A 12173-nucleotide genomic window follows, 5' to 3' on the forward strand; every position below is an offset into this window, starting at 1 on the left:
GCAAGTACGGTGTCGGTCAATCCAAGCCTCCATGCGACGTGAAACGGTCGGCATGACTGCTCTGATGGGCGGCACAGTCGAGCAAACTCTCTCCGCCGGCCGGAGATAAAGGACTGGACTTCCGGGCCTGGAGCCGCATGAGGCCGGCGGCCACGATTTCGGCGATCTCATCGAGCCGTTCGGCGGCGGACATGCGGTCGGGATGCAGAGCGTTGGTCATTGGGCCGCGGAACCTGGTTTTCCCCAGGCTTCTACTCAGTCGGGACCGCGACCGTCCCAATCCCGCCTTACCAGCGCGCGCAAGTCTCGACTCTTGCGATTCTGGCGTGTTAGAACACAACGGGAACGATTCCAATAGATTCGGAGCCGAGGGCGATGGCCAAGAATCTGAAGAAATTCGTCAATCCGCGCTTTCTCAAGACCGTCGACCTGAGCCTCCTGCGGCGCCTCTTCGACCGCCATAGCGGTCAGCTGCAGGGGTTGGACCTCGGGCTCCTTGATCGCGATCCCGACCGGGCTAGGCAGGCGTTGCTCGATTTTTTCGCCGGGCCGGAACAGAACTATCCACGCGGCCTGGTGGCGGATCTGCATCGGATCGCGGAGGTCGGTACCCGCACCGGCATGAACATGCTGATGGAGCGAGCCCGAGCGATGAGCATTGTGCTCGTTCCGGCGCAGGATGCCGCCGCCGCGGAATATCGCATTGATCCCAAGCAGCTGGCGCTGCGGGCATTTCTCGATCATCCAGCCGTCTTTAATGCAGCATCGGACCTCGTCGCGTTGATGCGGCTGACCTCACCTGCCGAGTTCGCTGGGCTCGACGAGGGTGTCGAACCACGCCTCGATGAGGAAACTCGAAAAGCATTCGAGCAGGCCGCGGCACGGCTATTCGAAGCGGACTTGCATGGTAACTACTGCCGGGTCGGCTGGTACGAGGACGATGATGAGATCAAGGTCGTCGTGACGCATGGCACCCCGATCACAACAGTCCCGGTTGTGGAGGGCGGCGAGGAACGCATTATCAGTTTCACTACGACCGAGCAGGCGGTGCTGTCCTATTCCGCGGCGGCCGGCCGCCTGAAAGTTGGTGGTGTGAGCAAAGCGCGGTGCGCCGATTTCGCGGAGGCGTTCGCAGCGATCATGCTGGAGCGTCCCAAGTTCTTCGCTGCTCCGGATGCTCAGAATCTTTACACACTGGCGCCGGTCGAGACGGCGGGCTTCGGCTTTACCTTCGACCATGCCTTTGATCCAACCATCCGCCGCATTCAGATTGTCGAGGCGCAGGCCAATCGGATTACGATCGATCCTCGGTCAGGTGAGAAACGGCGCTCATGGTCGTTGACGATGCACGACAGCAGCAACGCGCTTTTCAGACTCGGTAGCGAGGCGCGCCGGATTGTCTTTTCGAAGGATGGCTATCGCCTCAACCACATCGTGTTTCGGGTGCAGATTGAGCCCGAAGGCGAACGGCCTGCGCGCTTGACCGTTAAACTCAAGCCGCCCGGTTCTGCGATGTTCAAACGTGAGCGCTTCGAGGGTCAGATCATGACGCTCCTGCGGCGCAATGGGCTGTGTCGTGAGCGAGAGCCTCGAAACCTTGCTGTTGCGGCTCAGTGAGGCGGGCGAACCCGCAACGCTTTGGGGCCGACAGGCCAAGCCACATTTCGGGAGCGAGTTCGAACGCCTGCTCGCACGGCGCATTCTCGTGGAGCAGGCGCCGGCGACCGAATGGCCGGTTTGCGCCTCTTGCGAATGCGGAATTGTCGCACGCCCGATTCAGGCGGCCGGAGATCGTCACATCGCGCCTTGTCCATACGATCATCGCTGCGACGTTTCCCTCGACGACGATGATCTGCGCAGCTTTCGAATTGACGGGGCAGTCCTGATCAAAGAGATCGCTGCCGCTTCGGGCATAGGCAACGAACCAGAACCCACCTTGCCCGGAGTCTGGCATTTTGGTCCATTCGGGTCGAAGCGAACGATATTCGGTGCGTTTTCGATCAGCGCCGCCACGCAGCCCGGCCTGATCGTCGCGATGAAAGCGTTGGCACGCGGTCAGCCGGTAACTCTTGTTGCGCCGCCGTTGCCGACGTCCGAACGACAACATTTCAGGCAGGCGGGAATTCATCTGGTGGCAGTCGGAGATGCCATCGGCCACAATGGCTCTGCCTGGGCGCTCGATCCTTCTCGCCTCGTGCCCGAAATAGTGGTTGCGCCGCGCCTCGTGATCACGCGTTCGGCAAAATTCGTCAGCCTCGATGACATCGATTACGCCCTATCGGATCAGACGTTCAAGCTTCTCTGTCTCCTGGCCGCGCGGGCACGAAGCGACCAACCGTTCGCCGCGACACGTGACATCGAGCAGGAAATTTGGGGTTCTTCCCTCCATCGCGTTTCTCGCTCGGCGCGAGACGTCGTTCGCGAGCTTCGGGAAGCACTGGTGGCCGGTGCATCCGATCGAGACGCCGTTCGCCGCCTCATTGAGAACCAGCGCAATCGGGGTTGGCGGTTGACTCTGGTGGCGGACGCGATCGACCTGCGAGACTGATGTTTTAGGCGCTCCCACACAGCTCCCACGACATCCCCACGCTAAGCCCACCCGGCGGCGAAAGGCGGTCGGCATCCTGCGGTCATCATTCGGGACCGAGGATACGATCAATGCAATCTCCGATTTCCCGTGCCGATCTGCAGACCCTGCAGCATGAGGCCGACATTGCCGCCCGCCGCTTGATCCGCAAGCTGCATCTTTCCAAGGAGGATCTCGACGACATCCGCCAGGACCTGTTGGTGGATCTCATCGCCCGGCTGCCGGCCTTCGATCGTCAGCGCGGCTCGCTCGGCGCTTTCGCCGGTGTCGTCATGGCAAACAGGGCCACTCGTCTCGCCCACAAAGTAAAGCGAGAGCGCCGGCTCTATGGTGCGGTGCCAACCTCACTCGACGAGACATTGCCCGAAGGCGACGGCACCACGCGGGGCGATTTCGTATCGGAGGAAGATGGTCTGTCGGCCTATTTCGGCCAGCCTGCCGATGGATTCGCCGAGGTCGAGCGCCGGCTCGATGTCGAGCGTGGCCTTGGCGCCCTCGATCCGGATGACGCCCAGCTATCCGCGGCACTTTCGCAGTCGAACATCGATGAACTTGTCCGCTGCGGTCATGCAGCGCGCAGCAGCCTCTATCGCCGCGTGAAGAACATCCGGCTCGCGCTGCTCGCTGCCGGCCTGAAGGCCGCGTGAGACGGTTCGGACGATCCGCGAGTAGGAGCCCACCATGATCAGCACCGTCACCAAGCTTCCGAACGCTCGCCGGCGGATCGACGAAACCGACCTGTGCGGCTGGATCGGCCAGGCCGCGCCAGGCGACGCGCTGGAGTACTACCGCGGCTTCCTCGCCCTGGACACGTTTTCGCAGGCACAGCGCCTGACCGAGCGCGAGCGCGCCGAACTCGTGCGTGTGGCGCGCCGCGCCTGGTGGGCGAGCGAGCAGAAGCTGATCCATCTCGTTCAGCGTCGCCACGGTGCGGACGACTACAGCTATCTCGCAATCGCGCGCTCGAAGCCGAAGCACGCCTCGGCCTCGCTCTCGTCGCTGCTGTTGGCGGAGGTCGCGTGATGGGCCGCAACCACCCCAAGCCGAAATTTCACCTCAGCACCAACGAAGAGGTCGCCCAATGACCACGTCAATTGCAGTAACCGCGCTGCGCAAGCGCCATATCTGGCTCGAAGCGCTGCCTGACACCGTTTCCATTCCGGCGCTCGAAGCCCGACAGCGTCCGGCCGCCGTCAAGCCGATCGAGGACGCCACGCTCGACGACATCGCGTTCGCGATGCTTGGGGCTGAGGCGGAATTCAACGCCGTCGGCGACCGGCTGCATGCGCTGCGCAAGCTCTACAACATGGCTCGCCAAGCTGGCGCGCTCGGCGCCGATCGCGCGGTCGACGCGATCTCCGAGGGAGGCCGCTGATGGCATTGCGCATCATCACCGCCGATCAGCGGCTCGCAGAGGCGCATGCCAAGACCACGATGGCGATCTTCGGCCCTTCCGGTGTGGGCAAAACCTCGCTGCTCAAGACCCTGCCGCCGGCGGAGACGCTCTGCATCGACCTCGAGGCCGGCATGAAGTCCGTCCAGGACTGGCCGGGCGACAGCATCCCGGTGCGCAGCTTCTGTGACGCGCTCGACGTCGGCTGCCTGATCGGCGGCGTCAATCCGGCGGCCGACGAGAAGACGTTCTTCTGCGAGAGCCATTACCGGCACCTGGTCGACACCTATCCCGACCTCGTCCGCATGATCGCCGGCAAGCGCATCATCTTCGTCGACTCGATCACCGATCTGACGCGGCTCGCGATGGCGTGGGCGAAGACGCGGCCCGAGGCGCAGTCGGAGCGGACCGGAAAACCCGACACCCGCGGCGCCTACGGTCTCTTGGCGCGCGAAACCATCGGGCTCCTGAAGCACCTGCAGCACGCGCCCGGCCGCACCGTCATCTTCGTCGGCATCCTGGAGCGCATCACCGACGAGTTCAACCGCGTCACCTGGCAGCCGCAAATGGAAGGCGGCAAGGCCGCCCGCGAACTCCCCGGCATCGTCGACCAGGTGATCTCCATGAGCCGGTTCACGGCGGACGGCGACGCTTGGCGCCACGAGCCCGACCGCGGCGAGGTGCGCCGCTTCGTCTGCCAGGCCGCCAACCCGTTCGGCCTGCCCGGCAAGGATCGGTCCGGCCGCCTCGACCTCACCGAGCCGCCCGACCTCAGCGCGCTCATCCGCAAGATCAACCAGACCAGCAAAGGATGACCACCATGTTCGACATGAACGATGCCGAGCCACAGAAGAGCGTCGAACTCATTCCCGATGGCACCTTCGCCAAGGTCACGATGAGCATCCGCCCAGGCGGGATCGATGGACAGAGCGAGATCGACCAGGCGCTGCTGAAGGCGCCGAAGGACCCGTCGAGCGACGTGCGCATGCTCGACTGCGAATTCACAGTGGCGGAGGGACCGCACGCCAAGCGCAAATTCTGGCAGATGTTCACGGTCCAGGGCGGCAAGGTCGACGAGAACGGCGTCTCGATCGCCTGGAAAATCTCCAAGAGCACCTTCCGCGCCATGATCGACTCGGCGCTCGGGCTCGACCCGCAGGACATGAGCGAGGCAGCCAAGCAGAAGCGCATCCTGCGCGGTCTTGCCGACTTGGGCGGCATCACCTTCGTCGCCAAGATCAAGGTCGAGGCGAGCGAGGACGCCCGCTACAGCGATCAGAACCGCCTCGACCGCGTGGTGCTGCCAAACGAGAAGGAATGGAAGCTCGTCATGGACGGCAAGGACGTGCCGGCGAGCCCGAGCCGCTCGCGCGGCGCTGGCAACAAGGCCGCGGCCGCCCAACCCGCTTGGACGCAGGGCGCAGACCCGGGCGGCCAGCCTCCCGCTGCGCCGCGGTCGCCGCAGGCGCCCAGCGCACCCGCCTGGTCGCAACCGTCTTCCGGCGCCGGCGCGCCGGCGGCAAAGCAGCCGGGTCCGGCATGGCTCAACGGTTGAACCATGACCGACGACGAATGGCAGGCGCACGTTGCGCACGAAGCGGCCAAGGCGATTGGCGAATGGCTCGAAGGAAGAGGACGGCTTCATCAGCCAATCCGCTCTTTGACCATGCCCGAGCTCGAAGCCATGGCGCAGAACGCCATCAGCGGCTTCATCGTGCTGGCGTCGCAGCGGATCGCGGAGGCGCCGGGCGAGCCCGGGTCGCAGAAGCTCTCGACGCTGCTCATGGGCTGAGAGCCTGCGCGCTCTGCAGTCGAGAGGCGCGCGGATTCTACTACACGTACCAACTTCGCCCCGACCGATATCCGACCTACGCGTTCTGTTCGCTGCGCTGCCTCAACGCCGGCGCCGCCAGCGCCAAAAGGAACCACGGCATGATCGACAAGACCGAACTGGAAACTCAGGCGATCAAGGCGGCACGTCGCAATCTAGCGGAGGTGCTGATCGAACTCGGATTGATGGCGCTGTTCCATGACCGATCGGCCGACGAGATTGATCGCATCATCGAGGCCTGTGTCGACGGGTTCCAGGCCGCGATGCACCGCGAAACGCTCAACGACGACTTGCCATTTTGAGGTGACGAAGATGGCAGCACAGCTCACATACAAGATCGATCCGCCGGATACGACGCAGGCGATCGCTCGCCGCAGCAAGAAGGGCTTGGCGGTTCGGTTCTGGGCCAAGGTGGAGCGCACGACTGCGGATGCGTGCTGGCTATGGAAGGGAACGTGCAAGCGAAACGGCTACGGGCAAATTTGTGCCGATCCGGAGGGTAATCAATTGCGAGGCCGTAAGCTGTACGCACATCGTGTCGCCTTTGAGCTTGCCTTCGGCCCGATTCCCGCGGGACTTCATGTTCTGCACCGCTGCGACAACCCGAGATGCGTGAATCCGGCGCACCTGTTCCTCGGAACGCACCAAGACAACATGGCCGACATGATAGCCAAGCAACGCCATGCCCATGGCGAACGCCAGCCGACGCGAAAATTGAGCAGACACCAGGTGCGCGCCATTCGCTGGCTCGCGCACCATGATCCCGGTCCCCAGACCAATTTGGCGCGAGAGTTTGGGGTCAGTGCCTCGACAGTTACGCACATCCTGACCCGCAAGACATGGGCGAGCGGGCAATGACCGTCGATCTCAATTCGGGGTCAGGATTTGTGTATGATGCAGCGCTTATCCGCCCTGCCGCCAGCGAATTTATCAATTCCCTCATCGACGATGCGCTCGAAAGCGAGCGCGCCGCACGCGGCCGTCGCGACTATCTCGGCGCCTCGCGAATCGGCGAACCGTGCGCCAGGCGTCTTTGCTTCGAGATGACAGGTGTCTCGATCGACGATCGGATGGAGGATGGTAGGCCAACGCTACGGGTCTTCGAGGCAGGACACGTTTTGGAGGAGCTTTCCATCCGGTGGCTCCGTGCCGCTGGATTCGACCTGCGAAACCGCAAGCGTAACGGCGATCAGTTCGGCTTTGAAATTGCCGCAGGGCGCATTCGCGGTCACATCGATGGCGTGATTGTCAACGGTCCCGATCTCGGGCTGCCCTGGCCAATTCTGTGGGAGCATAAATCCGCGAGTACCAAGTCGTGGAACACGTTTGTCAAACGCGGTCTCGAAACGTGGAACGGCATCTATTGGGGACAGGTCCACTTCTACATGGCGTACATGGAGCTCGAGCATTGCCTGTTCACGGCATTGAACAAGGACACGCTCGAACTGCATCACGAGCTTGTGGCGTACCGTCCTTCGGTCGCGCAGGCGCTCTCCGACAAGGCGGTCGACATCCTGCGCGCCGTCGAAGCCGGCGAACTGCCGCCCCGCATTGCTGCGGCCTCGGATTATTACCTCTGCCGCTCCTGTCCCTTTGCGCGGCGTTGCTGGCAGGAGTGAGCCATGACCTTCTCACCATCGCCGCTCCAGGCCAAAGCCATCCAGGCCATCAAGGATTGGTTCACGAACCGCACCGCCGTGCAGCAGGTATTCCGGGTGTTCGGCTATGCCGGCACCGGCAAGACCACCATCACGCGGCATGCCATCGCCGAGCTTGGTCTCGACACCGGCGCGAGCGACGGCGTGCTCTACGCGGCCTTCACCGGCAAGGCGGCGCTGGTGATGACCCGCAAGGGCACGCCGGCCTCAACCATCCACTCGCTGATCTACCGCGTCTCCGAGGCAACGCCCGCCGAGATCGAGAAGGTCAAGGAGGAGATCGCCGATCTCAAGGCGAAGATCGCATCCATGGGTGCGGCCGAGCGCCTGTTCGCGGAGTCGCAGCTTCGCTCGCTCGAACTACGGCTGTCGGACATCCACAAGCCGCGTTTTGTGCTGAACGAGCAGTCGATGCTGCGCGAAGCGAAGCTCCTTGTCCTCGACGAAGTGTCGATGGTGGGCGACGACATGGCCCGCGATCTTCTCTCCTTCGGCAAGCCGATCCTGGTGCTGGGCGATCCCGGTCAGCTGCCGCCGGTCAAGGGCGAAGGCGCATTCACGCAATGTCAGCCCGACGTGATGCTGACCGAGATTCACCGCCAGGCCGGCGAGAGCGCCATCATCCGTTTGGCGACGCTTGCTCGCGAAAGTAGGCCCATCCCCTACGGCAAGCACGATGAATTCGTCTGGAAGATGCGCCGGCTCGATGTGGCGCCCGAGCAGATGCTGCGCGGCGGCCAAGTGATCTGCGGCCGAAACGCGACGCGCCTGCAGCTCAACCTCGCCATGAAACGGGCGTCCGGCTTCGAGGGCGTCTACCCGACCGGCCAGGGCGAGAAAATCATCTGCCTCAAGAACCGCAACGACCTCGGCCTCGTCAACGGCATGTTCCTCGACCTGACCGAGGTCAAGGACGAGGACGAGATTTCGTTCACCGCCGTCGTCACCACCGAGGACGGACAGAAGATCGGCGGTACGAACGGCGCGCGCGAGCGCTTCCGCATCTACAAGGGGTACTTCGACGATCACGTGACGCCCGATCCGGAGCGCGAGCGCCGCGATCACTGGAAAAAAAAGACCATCATCGAGGCGGTGTGGGGCTGGGCCATCACCTGCCACAAGGCGCAAGGCTCGCAGTGGGAGAACATCATCGTCTACGACGACGGCCTTGGCCGCACCGCCGAGGATCGCGCCCGCTGGCTCTACACCGCCATCACCCGCGCCGAGCGCGGGCTCGTGCTGCTCGATTGAGGCGACGATGCTCGACCTCAACGAGGCGGAACTTCCACGATCAGCCGAACGGTTCGATCTCGACGAAATCGTCGCGCGGCTGCGCGCGACCGCCGAGCATTGGGTGCCGCGGCATTTTCCGAACGGCCGACGGGTGGGGGATGAATGGCGGCTTGCCAACATCCGAGGCGATGCACCGCGCAAGAACGGCTCGTGCGTGATTGCGCTGACTGGCGAGCACGCCGGTGACTGGATCGATTTTGACGGCGGCGAAGGCGGCGGACCCATCAACACGCTGGAGCACGCGACACGTCGCACCGGTCGCGAGTTGATCGGCTACGCAGCCGAACTGACCAGGACGGGCCCGCAGCCGAAACGAGGCGCCACCAAGCCCTCATCCAAGCAGGCCGACCAGGCCCGCGAGATCGATCATATCCTCTCCAAGGCCGTGCCGATCGCAGGCACGTTGGGCGAGCGCTATCTCGCGTCGCGTCGGCTGCCGATTCCGAATTACACGGACCTTCTGTTCCATCCCGACCTGACGCATTGGGAAAGCCGGCGCGGCTTTCCGGGCCTGGTCGCGGTGGTGCGGGACGGCAGCGGCAATCGGATCGCGCTCCACCGCACCTATCTCGCCGATGACGGGACCGCCAAGGCGCCGGTCCATAACCCGCGCAAGATGCTGGCCTCGATCGCCGGCGGCGCCGTTCGTCTTGCCAATCTCACCGACGACCACGTCGTTGGACTCGCCGAGGGCATCGAGACCGCGCTCTCGGTGATGGCGGCCTGCGCGCGCCTGCCGGTCTGGGCCACGCTGTCGACCTCCAACCTGGAGCAGGTGGTTCTGCCCGCCGAAGCGCGGAAGGTCGTGCTCCTTGCCGATCACGATCCCTCCAACGCCGGCATGCGCGCCGCGGCGGCGGCTGCCGCCCGACTGCACGCCGAGGGCCGGCGCGTGTTCATCGCCATGCCGCCCAAGGAGGGCGATGACTTCAACGACCTGTTGATGCGCGAAGGCATTGATGTGGTGCGCCGAGTCGTTGAGTCTGCGACCGAGTGGACCGGCCAGGGCGCTCAAGAAAGCATGGCCCTGGTTGTCGATGGCGGCACCCACCGGCCGATTGGCCTCTCGCTGCCCGACGGCGCGCGACCGCAACTGCGCGCCGACAACGGCGATCTCGCCGCCGCGGTCTCGCAAGCATGGCAAATCCTGCTCGCGGCCAACAATCCGCCCTGGTTGTTCCGTGCCGCCGAATGCCCGACCTGGGTGGTGCGCGACGACGACGGCCTGCCCATGGCCAAGCCGCTCACCGAGGATCGCTTGCGCCCCGTGCTCGCCCAGCTCGTCGACTGGCGAAAGATCAATCGCAACGGCGAGCTTGTTCCGGCTCATCCACCCATGGCAGTGATCAAATCGATCCTCGCCACGCCCGATCCGGCACTGCCGGTGCTCGCCGGCATCGTCACCACGCCGGTGTTCGGCCGCGACGGCGAGCTCATCACCGAGCCGGGCTACCATGCGGCGGCGCGTCTCCTTTACGACCCGCCCAAGGACTTTGTCCTGCCGCCCATAGCGGCGCGGCCGACGTCGGCGGACATCGCTGCGGCGCGGTCATTGCTGCTCGACGATCTCCTGGGAGAGTTTCCGTTCACCGGCGAGGCCGAGCGCGCACACGCGCTCGCGCTGCTGCTCGTCGGCTTCGTGCGCGCCATGATCGACGGGCCGACCCCGCTGCATCTGGTCGAGAAACCCACCCAAGGCACCGGCGCAACCCTGATGGTGGACGCGATTTCGGTGATCGCAACCGGCTGCCGCGCCAGCGTCATGGTCGAGGGCAGCGACGACGAGGAATGGCGCAAGCGCCTGACCGCCAAGCTGCGCCAGATCCCGTCCGTCGTGCTGATCGACAATCTGCGCCGGCCGCTCGACTCCTCGGCGCTCGCGGCCGCGCTCACCGCGCCGTTCTGGGAAGACCGCGTGCTCGGCGCTTCGGAGACGACGCGGCTGCCGGTCCGCTGCATCTGGATCGCCACCGGCAACAATCCCGAGTTCTCGGGCGAGATGGCGCGCCGCCTCGTGCGCATCCGGCTCGATGCCCGGCTCGACCAGCCCTGGCGGCGCAAAGGTTTCCGCCATCCCGATCTCATGGGCTGGGTTCACGCCAACCGGGCGGACCTCGTCGCCGCCTGCCTGTCGCTCTGCCGCGGCTGGATTGCAGCCGGAATGCCGCGCGGAGCTAAGCACATCGGCAGCTTCGAAGCCTGGGCGGCCGTCATGGGCGGCCTGCTCGAGGCGATCGGCGTTCGGGGTTTTCTCGGCAATATCGACGAGATGCTCGAAGCCTCCGACGGCGAGGGCGCGGTCTGGCGGGTCTTCGTCGGGCAATGGTGGGATCGCTTCGGCACGGCCGAGGTCGGCACCAGCGGGCTCTATGAGCTTGCCACCAATTGCGAGCCGCCCCTGCCGCTCGGCAAAGGCGGCGACCGGTCCCAGCGCACGCGGCTCGGCAAAGCGCTCGCGCGGATGCGTGACCGGGTGTTCGACGTCGCCGGACTGAAAGTGCGCATCCGGGCAACCGGCGTGCTCCATCAGGCGCAGCGCTGGCAGCTCACCCTCGAAGGGGAACATGGGGAACGTGGGGAACGTTTTTCGGACCCGTCCGGCGCCGAAAAAGGGGAACGTCAGGGCGTTTTGGAGCAACGTTCCCCTCAACGTTCCCACGCCTATCCTATTGATGGACAAGGCGTTGGGGAACGTGGGGAACGTGGGGAACGTTTTTCTGACCTACGCGCGTGTGCGTTCAAGGAAAACGACGAAAATAATATAAAAGAGGAGCAAACACGTTCCCAATGTTCCCCACGTTCCCAAAACGCTGGCAGTTCAGACACTTACACCGGGGAACATGGCGGGGAACGTCAAAACGGACGTTCCCCACGTTCCCCGCTGAATGAGTCCCCCGATTGGCTGAAGGGGGTGCCGTGATGCGGCGCGCCCTCGATGCCTCATTGCACTTGGGAGGTGCGCCATGAGCCGGCAGCGCCTTCCCAATCGCCGACCCAGCGTCACGACGACGTTCGTGCACGACTGCCAGTCCTATGCGGTGACGTTCGGCTTCGACCCGAGCACCGGCCGCATCGGCGAGGTGTTCACCCACGGCGCCAAGGTCGGCTCCGCCATGGACGGCATCCTCGACGATGCCTGCATCGCGCTCTCGCTCCTGCTGCAGTACGGCGTCGAGCCCACGGCGCTCGCCGGCAGCATGGGGCGGCTCAGTGACGGTAAGACGCCGGCCTCCGTCATCGGTGCGCTCGCCGACCTTATCGCTCGCGAGGTGCAGCCATGAGGTGGGTGCCGAAGGGATACGGCGGCCACCGGCGGCCGCCCGAAGAAGTCAAGCGCGAGGGTTGGCACGAGCACGGCATCCTGGTGGTCAGCGAGGACGACCAGCGGCTCACCTGGCCGGAGCGTGAACT

At 64.6% G+C, this 12173-nt stretch carries 15 protein-coding genes; 14 read left to right on the top strand and 1 reads right to left on the bottom strand.

Annotated features, from left to right (window positions below):
- Positions 1-16: 16 nt before the first annotated feature.
- Positions 17-220 (bottom strand): hypothetical protein, encoded by a 204-nt coding sequence (locus ACK41X_RS19955; RefSeq protein WP_409726874.1) that lies wholly within the window; start codon positions 218-220, stop codon positions 17-19.
- A 155-nt stretch (positions 221-375) separates the two neighbouring features.
- Here ACK41X_RS19955 and ACK41X_RS19960 point away from each other — a divergent pair, with 155 nt between their 5' ends.
- From ACK41X_RS19960 to ACK41X_RS20025, 14 genes are all read left to right on the top strand, one after another.
- Positions 376-1617 carry a hypothetical protein gene (locus tag ACK41X_RS19960; protein WP_409726876.1) on the top strand — a complete coding sequence of 414 codons (1242 nt, stop codon included), beginning with the start codon at positions 376-378 and terminating at the stop codon, positions 1615-1617.
- On the top strand, positions 1577-2548 hold the full coding sequence (locus ACK41X_RS19965; protein WP_409726878.1) for a hypothetical protein: 972 nt from the start codon (positions 1577-1579) through the stop codon (positions 2546-2548). Before ACK41X_RS19960 ends, ACK41X_RS19965 begins: the two co-directional genes overlap by 41 nt.
- Before the next feature lie 110 nt (positions 2549-2658).
- Complete coding sequence (locus ACK41X_RS19970) at positions 2659-3234, top strand: hypothetical protein (RefSeq protein WP_409726880.1); 576 nt, start codon at positions 2659-2661, stop codon at positions 3232-3234.
- 34 nt (positions 3235-3268) lie between these two features.
- Positions 3269-3610, top strand: a complete 342-nt coding sequence (locus ACK41X_RS19975; RefSeq protein WP_409726882.1) for a hypothetical protein — start codon at positions 3269-3271, stop codon at positions 3608-3610.
- 58 nt (positions 3611-3668) lie between these two features.
- Complete coding sequence (locus ACK41X_RS19980) at positions 3669-3962, top strand: hypothetical protein (RefSeq protein ID WP_409726884.1); 294 nt, start codon at positions 3669-3671, stop codon at positions 3960-3962.
- Positions 3962-4795 carry an ATP-binding protein gene (locus ACK41X_RS19985; protein WP_409726886.1) on the top strand — a complete coding sequence of 278 codons (834 nt, stop codon included), beginning with the start codon at positions 3962-3964 and terminating at the stop codon, positions 4793-4795. The genes ACK41X_RS19980 and ACK41X_RS19985 overlap by 1 nt, the downstream gene beginning before the upstream one ends.
- 5 nt (positions 4796-4800) lie before the next feature.
- Entirely contained in the window at positions 4801-5535 is a 735-nt protein-coding gene (locus tag ACK41X_RS19990) for a hypothetical protein (RefSeq protein ID WP_409726888.1), read from the top strand.
- A gap of 3 nt (positions 5536-5538) precedes the next feature.
- Complete coding sequence (locus ACK41X_RS19995) at positions 5539-5772, top strand: hypothetical protein (RefSeq protein ID WP_409726890.1); 234 nt, start codon at positions 5539-5541, stop codon at positions 5770-5772.
- 140 nt (positions 5773-5912) lie between these two features.
- Entirely contained in the window at positions 5913-6113 is a 201-nt protein-coding gene (locus ACK41X_RS20000; protein ID WP_409726892.1) for a DUF6511 domain-containing protein, read from the top strand.
- A 10-nt stretch (positions 6114-6123) separates the two neighbouring features.
- The gene (locus ACK41X_RS20005; RefSeq protein WP_409726894.1) at positions 6124-6669 is read left to right on the top strand and encodes an HNH endonuclease; all 546 of its coding nucleotides are present in this window, start codon (positions 6124-6126) and stop codon (positions 6667-6669) included.
- Entirely contained in the window at positions 6666-7430 is a 765-nt protein-coding gene (locus ACK41X_RS20010) for a PD-(D/E)XK nuclease family protein (protein WP_409726896.1), read from the top strand. Before ACK41X_RS20005 ends, ACK41X_RS20010 begins: the two co-directional genes overlap by 4 nt.
- 3 nt (positions 7431-7433) lie before the next feature.
- Positions 7434-8720: an ATP-dependent RecD-like DNA helicase gene (locus ACK41X_RS20015; RefSeq protein WP_409726897.1), complete on the top strand. Its 1287-nt coding sequence runs from the start codon at positions 7434-7436 to the stop codon at positions 8718-8720.
- Between the two features lie 7 nt (positions 8721-8727).
- Entirely contained in the window at positions 8728-11682 is a 2955-nt protein-coding gene (locus tag ACK41X_RS20020) for a toprim domain-containing protein (protein WP_409726899.1), read from the top strand.
- A gap of 43 nt (positions 11683-11725) precedes the next feature.
- Entirely contained in the window at positions 11726-12043 is a 318-nt protein-coding gene (locus ACK41X_RS20025; protein WP_409726901.1) for a ribonucleotide reductase, read from the top strand.
- Positions 12044-12173 lie beyond the last annotated feature (130 nt).

It is taken from the genome of Pseudorhodoplanes sp., assembly GCF_046289595.1.
Classification (GTDB): Bacteria; Pseudomonadota; Alphaproteobacteria; order Rhizobiales; family Xanthobacteraceae; genus Pseudorhodoplanes.